The sequence below is a fragment of the Rhodanobacter sp. FW106-PBR-R2A-1-15 genome (assembly GCF_058789735.1).
This window is the reverse complement of record NZ_JBYTEM010000001.1, coordinates 200,220-214,230: the sequence shown is the minus strand read 5'-3', so window position 1 is coordinate 214,230 and position 14,011 is coordinate 200,220. Positions and strand designations below refer to the sequence as shown.

The window sequence follows — 14,011 nt, the reverse complement described above, 5'->3', positions numbered from 1 at the left end:
GCACGCGGCGATCGCGGGCACTCAGCGCCGGGTGAACAGCCGGGTCAGGCGGCGGAACAGGCTCGGCTTCGCCGGGTGTGCGTGCTCGGCGGGCTTGCCCGAGGTCACCGCGACCTGCCGCGACGGCCGGCTGTGGCCGATGCCCGCGGATTCGGCTGTGCCGCGCTCGCGCGGCGGGCGACGCTCGCCCCGCGGCGCGCGGTTGCCCTCGGCGACCGCCGGCTGGCGGCCGGTGGTCTCGACGCCATCGGTCGGCGCGCCTTCGCGGCGACGGTTGCGACCGCCGCGCCGACGCCGCGGCTTGCGCGCGCCCTCGGGGGCCGGGTCGCCGCCCGTCGCTGGCGCCGCCTCGCTGCGATGCACGGCCACCGCGGCCGGCAGTTCGTTCGCGGCGACGGTGCGGCCTTCGGCCACCGCCGGCTTGTGCTCGCGCGGCGGACGCGCGGCGCCGCGGCCTTGGCCACCGCTGCGGCGCGGCTTCTCGCCCGGCCGCGGCGCCACCACGTCACCGAACGCGGCGCTGTCGGCAGCGGCGTTGGCGGCGAATTCGGGGTCGATCGCGTGCGGCTTGGGCATCACCAGCAGCTCCGGCTCCATCGCGGCCACCGGGATGCTCTGGCCGATGTAGGTCTCGATGTCCGGCAGGCTCATCGCGTACAGGTCGCAGGCGAAGCTGATCGCGTCGCCCTCGGCGCCGAGGCGCGCGGTACGGCCGATGCGATGCACGTAATCCTCGGCCTCGTGCGGCAGGTCGTAGTTGAACACGTGGCTGACGTGCGGAATGTGCAGGCCGCGCGCGGCCACGTCGGTGGCCACCAGGATGTCGAGCTGGCCTTCCTGGAAACGCTGCAGCAGCTTCTGCCGCTTCAGCTGCGGCACGTCGCCGGAAATCGCGCCGACGCGGCAGCCGTGGCGCTTGACCCGTTCGGTGACGCGCTCGGCGGCGGCCTTGGTGTTGACGAAGATGATGCTGCGAGTGGGCTGGTGCCGGTCGATCAGGTTCAGCAGCAGCGGCATCTTCTCTTCCTTGGCCGGGAAGTAGACGACCTGGCGCACCTTGTCGGCGGTGACGTGATCGCTCTCCACCACCAGCTTCTCGGCCTCGTGCATGTGCTCGTAGGCCAGCTCCAGCACGCGGTGGCTCAAGGTGGCGGAGAACAGCAGCACCTGGCGCTGCTCACGCGGCGGCAGCTTGCGGAAGATGAAGCGCACGTCCTTGATGAAGCCGAGGTCGAACATGCGGTCGGCCTCGTCGATCACCATCACCTCGACGCCGTTGAGGCTGAACACGCCCTGCTTGTGGTAGTCGAGCAGCCGGCCGGGCGTGGCGATGATGATGTCGCAGCCGTCCTTCAGCTGCTGGCGCTGCTTGTCGTAGTCGACGCCGCCGTAGATCAGCGCGGTCTTCAGGCCGGTGTGGCGGCCGATGTTGCGCGCGTCCTTGTCGATCTGGATGGCCAGCTCGCGGGTGGGCGCGATGATCAGCGCGCGCGGGTCGCTGTCCTTGCGCTCGGCCACCGCCGGGGTGGTCAGCAGGCGGTTCATCAGCGCGACCAGGAAGGCGCAGGTCTTGCCGGTGCCGGTTTGCGCCTGGCCGGCGACGTCGCGTCCGGCCAGCGCCGGCGGCAGGGTCATTTCCTGGATCGGCGTGCAGCGGGTGAAACCGCTGTCATCCAGGCCCTGCTGCAGCAGCGGATGAAGATCGAAGTTGGCGAAGAAGGTATCGGTGAGTATGGTTTGCGACATATGCGGAATGGGTAACCTTGCCTGACGGCGGCGTGATGCGCTGCACTCGTTCCAGCGGCCGAAGATCGGCGCGAAACGGTGCAGGACGGGGTGCGCAATGCGCGGCGAAGCGGCTCAATGTCAGGGTCAACAAGGTCGCGCCGCGGCGTGCGACGCCGTATTTGCCGGCGGTCTGACGGGCGGCTGTGCAAGCCGCCCTTGAATCGTGCCCGGAGTTGCGCTGGAATGAAGACCTTGCCTTCTTCCCGCCCAACCCGCGCTTCGTGGGCGCCTGAGTGTAGCCGATGGTGACCCTGCCCGTCGCCACTCCTTGTTTTTGGCCCCCGGCCACCCCATTGTTTTCCACCTGCCAGTTCTGGCCCCCCCAGCCACGGAGATCCCCGGTGAGCGACCTGATTACCCATGTGAACGACGATGCCTTCGAACAGCAGGTGCTGAAGTCCGAGACCCCGGTGCTGCTGGATTTCTGGGCGGAGTGGTGCGGCCCGTGCAAGGCCATCGCGCCGATGCTGGACGAGCTGGCCCAGCAGTACGAAGGCAAGCTGCGCGTGGTGAAGGTGAACATCGACCAGAACCAGCAGACCCCGCGCGCCTACGGCGTGCGCGGCATCCCGACCCTGATGGTGTTCAAGAACGGCAAGGTCGAAGCCACCCAGATCGGCGCCGTCAGCAAGGGCCAGCTGACCCAGATGATCGACAAGGCCATCTGATCCACCCGTTGCAAACCCGCTGTCCGCCGCCTCGCCGGCTCCGCCCGGCAGGCGCGCGAGGCTTTACGCCAGCACGCGGCGGGTGCTAGATTCCATCGCGTCCGTCGGGACAGTCCTGTCCCCTTGCGCCTGCCGCGCGACGCACACCCTCCCTCCTGCAATTCAACGGCGCCCCGCGAGGATTGCCCGTGTCCGATACCGAAAACAGAACCCCGAACGACGCCCCGGGCGCCGACGCCGGCCTCGTTGCCGAAAACAAGCCCGAGCCGCGCCCCCGCGCGCCGCGCCGCACGGCCGCCGCGATCGCGGCCGCGAACGCCGAGAAGGCGGCCGCGGCCGACAAGCCTGCGGTGCCTGCGATCGTTCCGGCGGCGGCACCCGCCTCGGCCAGCCAGCCGATACCGCCGGCGGCGCCACGCCCGACGCAGGAATCGCGTGACTTCGTATCGCCGGCTGGCCAGAACCCGGACCAGCCGGCCAGCCAGAACCCCGGCCAGCCGCAGAATCAAAACCAACAGGGCCAGGGCCAGGGTCAGAACCCGAACCAGAACAACGGCGGCCGCGAGGGCCGCGAAGGCCGCGGCCGGCGCCGGCGCAACGAACGCGGCGGCAACCCGAACCAGCAGCAAGGGCGCCAGCAGCATCCGCGCCCTAACCCGAACGGCCTGCCGGTGGACGACGACAACGCCGATCCGGGCAGCAACGACCGGGTGATCAACCTCACCGAGTTGAAGCGCATGAAGGCGCCGCAGCTGCTGGAGTTCGCCGAGTCGCTGGGCGTGCACGAAGGCGTCGCCCGCGCGCGCAAGCAGGACGTGATCTTCAACGTGCTCAAGGCGCATGCCCGCTCCGGCGGCGGCATCTGGGCCGAGGGCGTGCTGGAGATCCTGCAGGACGGCTTCGGCTTCCTGCGCTCAGCCGACGAGAGCTACCTGGCCGGTCCCGACGACATCTACGTCAGCCCCAGCCAGATCCGCCGCTTCAACCTGCGCACCGGCGACTACATCACCGGGCGCGTGCGCCACCCGAAGGAAGGCGAGCGCTACTTCGCCATGCTGCGCGTCGACGACATCAACGGCGATCCGCCGGAGGCGTCGAAGAACAAGATGCTGTTCGAGAACCTCACCCCGCTGTTCCCGCGCAAGGCGTACAAGCTGGAGCGTGGCAACGGGTCGAGCGAGGACATCACCGGCCGCATCCTCGACCTGATCGCGCCGATCGGCAAGGGCCAGCGCGGCCTGATCGTCTCGCAGCCGAAGTCCGGCAAGACGATGATGCTGCAGAACGTGGCCCAGGCGATCACCTACAACCACCCCGAAGCGCATCTGATCATGCTGCTGATCGACGAGCGCCCGGAAGAGGTGACCGAGATCGCCCGCACCGTGCGCGCCGAGGTCATCTCCTCGACCTTCGACGAGCCGGCCGTGCGTCACGTGCAGGTCGCCGAGATGGTGATCGAGCGTGCCAAGCGCCTGGTCGAGCACAAGCGCGACGTGGTGATCCTGCTCGACTCGATCACCCGCCTCGCCCGCGCCTACAACACCGTGGTGCCCAGTTCCGGCAAGGTGCTCACCGGCGGCGTCGACGCGAACGCGCTGCAGCGCCCGAAGCGCTTCTTCGGCGCCGCCCGCAACGTGGAGGAAGGCGGCAGCCTGACCATCATCGCCACCGCACTGACCGAAACCGGCAGCAAGATGGACGAGGTGATCTACGAGGAGTTCAAAGGCACCGGCAACATGGAAGTGCACCTGTCCCGGCGCATCTCCGAGAAGCGCGTCTACCCGGCGATCGACATCAACCGCTCCGGCACCCGCCGCGAGGACCTGCTGATCGACCCGGACATGCTGGCCAAGATCTGGATCCTGCGGAAGCTGTTGCACCCGATGGACGAACTGGCCGCGATGGAGTTCATGCTCGACAAGATGAAAAACACCAAGTCCAACGACGAGTTCTTCAATTCGATGAAGCGCTGAGACGCGGGGACTCGGGAATCGCAAGTGACGGAAGACGGCGGCCACGGGCCGCCGTCTTCCTTCCTGTACCCGCCTGACCCAGCTCAAGGCGGCACCTTCGCGATGCTGCTCCAATGCAGCTCCGACCCCGCATTCCACGACACCCCTTTTCGTCGGCTTGCGCCGCCCCCATAGTGTCGGCTCCTCCAGCGAGGCTTCGCCCGTGTCCATACCCAGTGCCGTCAAGAGCACCCCGATCGCCGGCCGCCAGCAGCTTGCTGACTATCTCGCCGCCGGCGAAAAACCGCACGAGGCGTGGCGCATCGGCACTGAGCATGAGAAGTTCGGCTTCCGTACCGATGATCTACGCCCACCCCCGTTCGAGGGCGAGCGCGGCATTCGCGCCCTGCTCGAAGGTATCGCCGTGCGCTACGGCTGGGACATCGCTCGCGAAGGCGAGACCCCGGTAGCGTTGTCGCGCGACAAGGCCTCGATCACGCTGGAGCCGGCCGGCCAGCTGGAGCTGTCCGGTGCCCCGCTGGAGACCATCCACCAGACCTGCTGCGAGGTGAACTCGCACCTGGAGGAGGTACGCTCGGTCGCCGACGGCATGGGCCTGGGCTTCCTCGGCATGGGCTTCCAGCCGAAGTGGCGCCGCGACGAAATGCCGTGGATGCCGAAGGGCCGTTACAAGATCATGCGCGAGTACATGCCCAAGGTCGGCTCGCTCGGCCTGGACATGATGACGCGCACCTGCACGGTGCAGGTGAACCTGGATTTCTCCTCCGAAGCGGACATGATCAAGAAGTTCCGCGTCGGCCTCGCGCTGCAACCGATCGCCACCGCGCTGTTCGCCGATTCGCCGTTCACCGAAGGACGTCCGAACGGCTATCTGTCGTACCGCTCGCAGATCTGGACCGACACCGACCCCGACCGCACCGGCATGCTCGACTTCGTGTTCGCCGACGGCTTCGGCTACGAGCGCTACGTCGACTACATCCTCGACGTGCCGATGTACTTCAGCTACCAGGACGGCCGCTACATCGACCTGGCCGGGCAGGATTTCAAACGCTTCCTGGCCGGTGAGCTGCCCACGCTGCCGAGCGTGCACGCGACCATGAAGGACTTCGCCGACCACCTCACCACCGCCTTCCCCGAGGTGCGCCTGAAGCAGTACCTGGAGATGCGCGGCGCCGACGGCGGCCCGTGGAACCGGCTGTGCGCGCTGCCCGCGTTCTGGGTCGGTCTGCTCTACGACCAGCAGGCACTGGATGCGGCGTGGGACCTGGTCAAGGACTTCAGCCGCGAGGAGCGCCACGCCCTGCGCGACGGCGTGCCGAAGCACGCGCTGAAGCTGCCGTTCCGCGGCGGCACGGTACGCGACCTCGCCGAAGAGGCGCTGAAGATCGCCGGCCACGGCCTCAAGCGCCGCGCCCGGCTCAATCGCCACGGTGCCGACGAAAGCATCTTCCTCGAACCGCTGGTGGAGATCGCGCAGGCCAACCAGACCCCGGCCGAGCGCAAGCTGGAGCTGTTCCACGGTCCGTGGCACGGCAACATCGACCCGCTGTTCCGCGAGTTCGCCTACTGAGCGTCCGGTCCCCACACCGTGGGTTGGGGCGAACCCCAACGTCCACACGGCCGTGATGTTGGGGGTTCGCATACGCTCACCCCAACCTACGGCCTGAATGATGGCATTGTGTCCATCACCATCCCGGACACACCACCGCCCGTAGGAGCCCGCTCGCGGGCGATGCACCTGCTCGGGATTCGGGATTCGAAGAGCATCGCCCGCGAGCGGGCTCCTACCAGGAGCGGGAGGCGCGCGCCTTACGCCAGCGACCAGCCGACGCTGCCGCCAGCGCGCATCGGCACGCAGCTGCTGCCGCCCAGCGGATAGACCTGCGGCACGCTCCATGGGGTGCGTTCGAGTGCGACGCGATCGGTGTTGCGCGGCAGACCGTAGAAATCCGGGCCATGGAAGCTGGCGAACGCTTCCAGCCGATCCAGCCGGCCCGCCTGTTCGAATGCCTCGGCATACAGTTCGAGCGCCGCGTGGGCGGTGTACAAACCTGCGCAGCCGCACGCGGCTTCCTTCGCCTCACGCGGGTGCGGCGCGCTGTCGGTGCCGAGGAAGAAATGCGCATCGCCGCTGGTGGCCGCCTGCAACAGCGCGGCGCGGTGCGTCTCGCGCTTGAGGATCGGCGCGCAATAGTGGTGCGGGCGGATGCCGCCCTCGAACAGTGCGTTGCGGTTGAGCAGCAGGTGGTGCGCGGTGATGGTGGCCGCCACGTTGGCCGGCGCGCCGGCGACGAACTCGGCTGCGTCGCTGGTGGTGATGTGCTCCAGCACCATGCGCAGTGCCGGGAAGCGCTCGCGCAGCGGCAGCAGGTGGCGCTCGATGAACACGCGTTCGCGATCGAAGATGTCGACGGCCGAGTCGGTGACCTCGCCGTGCATCAGCAGCGGCAGCTCGTGCTTCTCCATCGCCTCCAGCACGTGGTGCACCCGCGACAGCTCGCGCACGCCGGAATCGGAATTGGTGGTGGCGCCGGCCGGGTAGTACTTCACCGCGAACACGCTGCCGCTGGCCTTGGCGTGGGCGATTTCCTCCACCGGCGTGTTCTCGGTGAGATACAGCGTCATCAACGGCTGGAAGCGCGCGCCCGCCGGCAGGCTGGCAAGGATGCGCCGACGATAGTCCTCGGCCTGCGCCACCGTGGTCACCGGCGGCTTCAGGTTCGGCATCACGATGGCGCGGGCGAAACGCCGCGCGGTGTGGCCGACCACCGAAGCCAGCGCGTCGCCGTCGCGAAGGTGCAGGTGCCAGTCGTCGGGGCGGGTGATTTCTAGGCGCGGGGGCGTCATGGCGGGCGAACTCGGGTTGCGATCGGAGATCGCAATGGTATCGCGCCACCATGCTTTGGGCCCGGGCTGCCAGTCCTCCACGAGCAAGAGCTTTCACCCTCCTGCGGAGGGCGAGTTACTTTCTCTCGCTTGCCCGAGAGAAAGTAACCAAAGAGAGGGGCACCCCGCTTACGCGCCTTGCGGGCATCCTGCCCGCAAGGTCCGCGACCGGGTGGTGGGGTTTGTCGACAGCACATCGGGCAACCGCTCCTGCGTTGCCTCAACTCCGGCATCCATGCCGTTGCCTGTGCTGACGCCAAACTGGCCGGCATCCCTGCCGGCCACCCTGCGGGCTTTTCCACCACCCGGCCGCCGCTGCAGAGGGGACCCCGGGTAGAGCAGCGCGCCCTCCTGGCGCGCACTCTTCAGAAGAACCAGATCAAGAGCAAGAGCGAGAGCGAAGCCACAGCAAAGCGGTGCTTTGCTGTGGCTGTTGCTTTCCGCTTCATCACCGAGTGCGGGCCAGGATGGCCCGCAGCTCTACCCGGGGCCCCTGTGCGGCGGTGAGCCGGGGTCGACAGGCCCGCAGGGGAGTCGACAGGGATGTCGACTCCTTTTCGCCCGGACAGGAGTCCGGTCGAAAAGCCCGGCCCCGGCTCACGGACTTGCCGGACAGGATGTCCGGCAAGCGCCAAGCGGGGTGGCCTTTCTCTTTGGTTACTTTCTCTTTGGCCACGCAAAGAGAAAGTAACTCGCGCGCCGAAGGCGCACGAAAGCTCTTGCTTCTGCAAAGCACGATGGCCTGCCACAAGAACTGAACCTGCCCCCTGTATTGGCAGCAGCGGAGTTGTGCCTATTCCCCGCGCAACCACCGCGCGGCATCGATTGCATAGTAGGTAAGGATCGCATCCGCCCCCGCCCGCTTGAACGCGGTGAGCGCTTCCAGCACCACCGCCTTCTCATCCAGCCACCCATTCTGCACGGCGGCCTTCAGCATCGCGTATTCGCCGCTCACCTGGTAGACGAAGGTGGGCGCACCGAAGGTGTCTTTCACCCGGCGCAGCACGTCGAGGTAGGGCAGGCCGGGCTTCACCATCACCGCGTCGGCGCCTTCGAGCAGGTCCAGTTCGACCTCGCGCAGCGCCTCGTCGCTGTTGCCCACGTCCATCTGGTAGGTGTGCTTGTTGCCCTTGCCGAGGTTGGCCGCGGAACCGACCGCGTCGCGGAACGGGCCGTAGAACGCGGAGGCGTATTTCGCCGAGTAGGCGAGGATGCGCGTGTGGATGTGGCCGGCTTCTTCCAGTGCGTCGCGGATGGAGCCGATGCGGCCATCCATCATGTCCGACGGCGCCACGAAATCCATGCCGGCCGCGGCCTGGGCCAGCGACATCTTGATCAGCGCCTCGACGGTGGGCTCGTTCATCACGTAGCCGGCGTCGTCGATCAGGCCGTCCTGGCCGTGGGTGGTGTACGGGTCCAGCGCCACGTCGCCGATCAGGCCCAGCTCGGGATACTTCGCCTTCAGCGCGCGGGTGGCGCGGTGCATCAGGTTGTTCGGGTTCCACGCCTCGCTGGCGTCGAGCGACTTCACATCGGCACCGGGCGAGGGGAACAGAGCCAGCGCGGGGATGCCCAGCCGCACGCATTCGCCGGCCAGCGCCAGCAAGCCGTCGATGGAAAGCCGATCCACCCCCGGCATCGACAGCACCGCCTCGCGCCGGCCTTCGCCATCGATCACGAATGCAACCATGATCAGGTCGCTGGGCAGTAGGGTGTGCTCGCGCATCAGCGCGCGGGAGAAGGCGTCGCGGCGCATGCGGCGCATGCGGATGGCGGGAAAGCTCATGGCGGGTCCTGGCAGGGCGTATCCGCGCATTTTAAGCCACAACGCCAAACGCGGCGTCGCCACGACATCCGCGACACGCCGGCGCAACCGGGCCATAACATTTTCCGGGGCACCCTCGACATGGCATTCGCCACCATTCCCCCGGAGGAAGCCCCATGGGCACCACCCGAACCCCCACCCCGGCCATCCGCCAGCACCAGCCGCCCGGCGCCCATTACCTGGGCCGACACGCTCCGGATGCGTCGCTCGACGTGACCCTCGTGCTGCGCCGCCGGAGCCCGCTGGACACGGTGGCCCCACCTTCCTCGCGGGCCACCCGGCATGCCGACTTCGAGGTCCGCTACGGCGCCGACCCGGACGACCTGGATCGCCTGCGTAACTTCGGCCGCCAGCACGGCCTGCAGGAACTGGCCAGCGAGCCGGCGCGGCGGACGCTGCACCTGCGCGGCACGGTGCAAGCCCTGCAGCACGCGTTCGGCGTGCAGCTGGGCCGCTACGAGCTGACGTCCGGCGGAGTGGTCTATGTCGGCTCCGCGCAGGCGCCGACCCTGCCGGATCCGGCGGTGATCGCGGTGCTGGGCCTCGACCGCCGCCCGGTCGCCCGGCCGCACTTCCGCGTGGCACAGGCGCAACCGGTGAACACCTACACGCCGCTGCAGGTGGGCCAGCTGTACGACTTTCCCGCCGGCGCGGACGGCAGCGGCCAGGTCATCGCAATCATCGAACTGGGCGGTGGCTACCGGCAGGCCGATCTGGATACCTACTTCAGTTCGCTCGGCCTGGCGACGCCCGCCATCACCGCCGTGTCGATCGACGGCGGCAGCAACCAGCCCGGCGGCGCCGCGGATGCGGAGGTGATGCTGGACATCGAGATCGCCGGCGCGCTGGCACCGGCGGCGAAGCTGGCCGTCTACTTCGCCCCGAATACCGACCAGGGCTTCTACAACGCGATCTCGCAGGCCGCGCACGACAGCAGCCTGCCGGCCACGGCCATGTCGATCAGCTGGGGCGCTCCGGAAGACAGCTGGGTTACGGCGTCGCGCGACGCGATGGAAACCGCGCTGGAGGACGCCGCCGCACTCGGCGTGACGGTGACCGTGGCGGCCGGCGACGGCGGCTCCAGCGATGGCGAAAGCGATGGTCGGCCGCATGTGGATTTTCCCGCCGCCAGCCTGTCCGTGCTGGCCTGCGGGGGCACCAAGCTGCTCGCCAGCGGCGGCGCGATCAGCAGCGAGGTGACCTGGAACGAAACCGCGGCCAACGAGGGCGCCACCGGTGGCGGCGTCAGTGCCGTGTTTGCGCTGCCCGCATGGCAGGCGGGCGCGGCGGTGCCCGCGACAGCCGCAGGCTTCGCCGGGCGCGGCGTGCCGGATGTCGCGGGCAATGCCGATCCGCTCACCGGTTATGCGGTGCGTGTGGACAGCCAGGACGAGGTGGTCGGCGGCACCAGCGCCGTCGCGCCGCTGTGGGCCGCGCTGGTGGCTCGCCTTGGCCAACAGCTCGGCCACCCGCTGGGCGCGGTGCAGGCCGCCCTGTATGACCTCGGCGGCGGGGCCTTCCACGACATCACCCAGGGCGACAACGGCAGCTACACGGCGGGCCCGGGCTGGGACGCCTGCACCGGACTGGGCAGCCCGGACGGACAGGCCTTGCTCGGCGCCCTGCAGGCAGGTGCGGCCAATCCCACTCCGGCGCCGCCCGGCCACCCGCCCAAGCACGGGGGGCACAAGCCCAAGCACGGCGGCCACAAGCCGCCCGGCAGGGGCAGCAAGCGCAAGGAAAAACCATGAGCTCACCCGCCACGCGCCGGGCGACCCGCGCCTGCCGGATGCGACCGGCGCTGGACGCTAGGGCGCATTCACGGCAGGCTTGCTGCTTTCCGTGTCCCCACTGGAGTCCCGATGCACGTTTCCGCCCCCACCCTGCTCGTCGATCTTGGCGGCACCAATGTCCGTTTCGGGGTGGCCGATCCATCGCGCGACCAGCCGCTGCTGAGCGACAGCATCCGGCGCTACCGGGTGGCCGAGCACGATTCGCTGGTCGCGACCGCGAAGCAGTACCTTGCCGACACCGGCCTCAAGGTGAGCCGCGCCATCGTGGCCGCCGCCGGCCGCATCGTCGACGGCGAGACGGTCAAGGTCACCAACAACCCGTGGGCAATCTCGGCGCACCAGACGGCCAGCGCGCTGGGCCTGGAATACGTGCACCTGGTCAACGACTTTGCCGCGCAGAGCATGGCGGTGACCCTGCTGCATGGCGACGACCTGGTCGACGTGGGCACGGTGCCGCGCCCGGTGGTCGGCGCCGAAGCTGAGCAGACCTTCGCCGTCGTCGGCCCCGGCACCGGCCTGGGCGTGGGCGGCCTGCTGGTGCGCGGCGGCCACTGCAGCGTGCTGCAGACCGAAGGCGGCCACGCCGGTTTCGCCGCACACACGCCGGAGGACATCGCCATCCTCGACTACCTCAACCACAAGTACGGGCGCGTCTCCAACGAGCGGCTGATCTGCGGCCAGGGCCTGGTGAACCTGTACGACGCGATCTGCCACATGGTCGGCGCGACGCCCGACGCGCTGAAGCCGGAGGACATCACCGCCCGCGCGAAGGACGGCAGCTGCCCGCTGTGCACGCGTACGGTGGAGACCTTCGCCGGCATCTTCGGCAGCGTCGCCGGCGACCTGGTGCTCACGCTGGGCGCGTGGAACGGCGTCTACCTCACCGGCGGGCTGATCCCGGTGCTGCTGCCGTGGCTGGAACGCGGCCGCTTCCGCGAACGCTTCGAGGCCAAGGGCCGCTTCCGCGACATCATGGAAAAGGTGCCGACCCAGGCGATCATGAATCCCGAGCCGGGCCTGCTCGGCGCGGCGGCGCTGGCGGTGCTGGAGTCGGGGAGAACGCTGCTTCCGACGTGTTAGCTACACGGGCCGGCGCGTATCCTTCCGACGGAATGCGAGGCATGCGTATGCCATGCGCCGCCATCGTCCGCCTGCTGTGCCTGCACGCGTCGGCGCTGCCGTTCGCGGCGCTGGCGGTGGAGCCGCCGCCGGCCGGCGTCACCCGCCATGTGGCACTGGCCATCCCGGCCACACCGATCACCTCGCGCGCGGCGCTGGACGCCTACCAGCGGGATGCCCCGCCGGCGCAGTCGCCGCTGGACTGGCTCACGCCGGGTGCACGGCACCGCTTTCTCGACAGCCTGGTGTACCGCGAACACGGCCTGGGCCGCCTGAGCCTCGCCGACCTGCGCTACGAACTCACCCGCGAACAGGCCTATACCCTGCTGCGCCTGTTCGGCGTGCAGAGCTACGCCATCGATCTGGATGTGCTGACCATGCCGCGCGCCGCCACGCACGAACCCGCGGCCAGCGTGCTGGAACCGGCCTACGACCGCCTGCTGGCCGCGACCGCGCAAGCCGACGGTCTCGACGCGCAGGCGCAGGCCATCGCGCGCAGCTATGGCGCGGACTTCACGCCCGCGCAGGCCGACGCCCGACGGCGTGCCCTCGGCGACCGCAACGTGGAATTCCTGTTCCGCGCGGCGAACCTCGCTTTCCGAACCACCGGCCAGCCGGACTACCTCGCCGACCTGCGCCGCGATTTCGCCGAACTGGAGCGCCGCCAGCGCGTCGATCGCCCGCAGCTCGCCGACTTCCACGATGCCTTGCTCATCGCGCACCACGACGACGAGGCCCGCGCGCTGCTGGCAGCGCATCCCGAGGCCGGACGCAAGCCGCCGCCGTCGATGCGCGCGTTCAGCCGTATCCGCAGCGGCCAGCCCAGTCTGTGGGTCGTCACGCCAGACACGCGCACGCGCGAGCTGGTGCGCTTCCGCTTCAACCTGCGCGCCCCGGCGCAGGTGACCGTGCTGGCCTCGACCGGCTGCCACTTTGCCGCGAACGCCGCGCGCGACATCGAGGCCGAGCCGCTGCTGCGCGAGCTGTTCCGCGAGTACGGGCAATGGGTGGTGCCGCCCGCGCAGGTCACCGCCTTCGACGCCGTGCGCGAGTGGAACCAGGCGCATCCCGCGCTGCGGCTCGGCATCGCCTACGACAACGCCAGCCTGCCGATGGTCGAGCGCGTCGAGACTCCGGTGTTCTACTTTCCCGACCACGGCACCGTCGTCGACACCGTGGTCGGCTGGCCGCCCGGCGGCAACCTCGATGCGAGCCGGCGCGGCCTGCGCAGGATCGACCTGTTGCACTGATACCCCACGGAGAAACTCCATGCCCCGCCACGACACCGCCTTCCTGTTCGACCTCGACGGCACCCTGATCGACAGCGTCTACCAGCACGTACTGGCGTGGAAGGAAGCGCTGGATCGCGAGGGTGTGGAACTGTCGGTGTGGCGGATCCACCGCAAGATCGGCATGAGCGGCGGCCTGTTCGCGCACATCCTGCTGCGCGAGACCGGGCTGGCGATCACCGAGGAGCGCCTCGACCGCCTGCGCCAGTGGCATGCCGAGGCGTTCAACCGGCAGCACGCACAGGGTTCGGTGCGGCCGCTGCCCGGCTCGCGCGAGCTGCTGGATTACCTCACCGCGCAGGGCATCCCGTGGGCGATCGCCACCAGCGGGCGGATGGAAACCGCCGCGTCCAACCTGGCGGCGCTCGGCGTCGACCCGTCAAAGGTACCGGTGGTGACGCGCGACCAGGTGCGCCACGCTAAGCCCGACCCCGACCTGTTCCTCGCCGCCGCGGCGCGGCTGGGCGTGGACATCCGGCAGTCGCTGGTGATCGGCGACAGCGTGTGGGACATGCTCGCCGCGCAGCGTGCGCACGCGCTCGGCGTGGGTCTGCTCTCCGGCGGCTACGGCCACGCCGAGCTGCAGCAGTCCGGCGCATTCCGCGTGTACGACGACCCGGCTGGCCTGCTGTGGCACCTCGACGAGGTGGCCGCGCGCGACTGAGCCACT

Annotated in this window: 10 protein-coding genes; 7 read left to right on the top strand and 3 right to left on the bottom strand. The window is 69.2% G+C overall.

The genetic code is table 11. The annotated features are described in order from the left end of the window. Positions 1–21: 21 nt before the first annotated feature. Positions 22–1,746 (bottom strand): DEAD/DEAH box helicase, encoded by a 1,725-nt coding sequence (locus AC3WTD_RS00850; protein WP_492612734.1) that lies wholly within the window; start codon positions 1,744–1,746, stop codon positions 22–24. A 383-nt stretch (positions 1,747–2,129) separates the two neighbouring features. Here AC3WTD_RS00850 and trxA point away from each other — a divergent pair, with 383 nt between their 5' ends. The 3 genes from trxA to AC3WTD_RS00835 all read left to right on the top strand — a co-directional run bounded on the left by trxA (position 2,130) and on the right by AC3WTD_RS00835 (position 5,999). Next, positions 2,130–2,456 carry a thioredoxin TrxA gene (gene trxA / locus AC3WTD_RS00845; protein WP_008438536.1) on the top strand — a complete coding sequence of 109 codons (327 nt, stop codon included), beginning with the start codon at positions 2,130–2,132 and terminating at the stop codon, positions 2,454–2,456. A 188-nt stretch (positions 2,457–2,644) separates the two neighbouring features. Then, on the top strand, positions 2,645–4,429 hold the full coding sequence (gene rho / locus AC3WTD_RS00840; protein ID WP_492612733.1) for a transcription termination factor Rho: 1,785 nt from the start codon (positions 2,645–2,647) through the stop codon (positions 4,427–4,429). Positions 4,430–4,631: 202 nt separating this feature from the next. After that, positions 4,632–5,999, top strand: a complete 1,368-nt coding sequence (locus AC3WTD_RS00835; protein ID WP_492612732.1) for a glutamate--cysteine ligase — start codon at positions 4,632–4,634, stop codon at positions 5,997–5,999. Between the two features lie 239 nt (positions 6,000–6,238). On the opposite strand, the gene pyrC is transcribed toward AC3WTD_RS00835, so the two are convergent. Both pyrC and hemB read right to left on the bottom strand, forming a co-directional pair. Further along, on the bottom strand, positions 6,239–7,276 hold the full coding sequence (pyrC, locus tag AC3WTD_RS00830) for a dihydroorotase (RefSeq protein WP_492612731.1): 1,038 nt from the start codon (positions 7,274–7,276) through the stop codon (positions 6,239–6,241). 832 nt (positions 7,277–8,108) lie between these two features. Continuing rightward, positions 8,109–9,101 (bottom strand): porphobilinogen synthase, encoded by a 993-nt coding sequence (gene hemB, locus AC3WTD_RS00825; protein ID WP_492612730.1) that lies wholly within the window; start codon positions 9,099–9,101, stop codon positions 8,109–8,111. A gap of 155 nt (positions 9,102–9,256) precedes the next feature. On the opposite strand from hemB, the gene AC3WTD_RS00820 reads away from it, so the two are divergent. The 4 genes from AC3WTD_RS00820 to AC3WTD_RS00805 all read left to right on the top strand — a co-directional run bounded on the left by AC3WTD_RS00820 (position 9,257) and on the right by AC3WTD_RS00805 (position 14,005). Beyond that, on the top strand, positions 9,257–10,891 hold the full coding sequence (locus AC3WTD_RS00820) for a S53 family peptidase (RefSeq protein ID WP_492612729.1): 1,635 nt from the start codon (positions 9,257–9,259) through the stop codon (positions 10,889–10,891). A 111-nt stretch (positions 10,892–11,002) separates the two neighbouring features. Next, a complete protein-coding gene (gene glk / locus AC3WTD_RS00815; protein ID WP_027494078.1) occupies positions 11,003–12,013 on the top strand; it encodes a glucokinase in 1,011 nt (336 codons plus the stop codon). A 41-nt stretch (positions 12,014–12,054) separates the two neighbouring features. After that, complete coding sequence (locus AC3WTD_RS00810; RefSeq protein WP_492612728.1) at positions 12,055–13,302, top strand: hypothetical protein; 1,248 nt, start codon at positions 12,055–12,057, stop codon at positions 13,300–13,302. Between the two features lie 19 nt (positions 13,303–13,321). Continuing rightward, positions 13,322–14,005 (top strand): HAD family hydrolase, encoded by a 684-nt coding sequence (locus AC3WTD_RS00805; RefSeq protein WP_027494076.1) that lies wholly within the window; start codon positions 13,322–13,324, stop codon positions 14,003–14,005. Positions 14,006–14,011: the final 6 nt, after the last annotated feature.

Bases quoted from the DNA above. Each gene is read 5' to 3' on its own strand.
- AC3WTD_RS00850 (WP_492612734.1), bottom strand. From the start codon at position 1,746: ATGTCGCAAACCATACTCACCGATACCTTCTTCGCCAACTTCGATCTT.
- pyrC (WP_492612731.1), bottom strand. From the start codon at position 7,276: ATGACGCCCCCGCGCCTAGAAATCACCCGCCCCGACGACTGGCACCTG.
- hemB (WP_492612730.1), bottom strand. From the start codon at position 9,101: ATGAGCTTTCCCGCCATCCGCATGCGCCGCATGCGCCGCGACGCCTTC.
- AC3WTD_RS00820 (WP_492612729.1), top strand. From the start codon at position 9,257: ATGGGCACCACCCGAACCCCCACCCCGGCCATCCGCCAGCACCAGCCG.
- glk (WP_027494078.1), top strand. From the start codon at position 11,003: ATGCACGTTTCCGCCCCCACCCTGCTCGTCGATCTTGGCGGCACCAAT.
- AC3WTD_RS00810 (WP_492612728.1), top strand. From the start codon at position 12,055: ATGCGTATGCCATGCGCCGCCATCGTCCGCCTGCTGTGCCTGCACGCG.
- AC3WTD_RS00805 (WP_027494076.1), top strand. From the start codon at position 13,322: ATGCCCCGCCACGACACCGCCTTCCTGTTCGACCTCGACGGCACCCTG.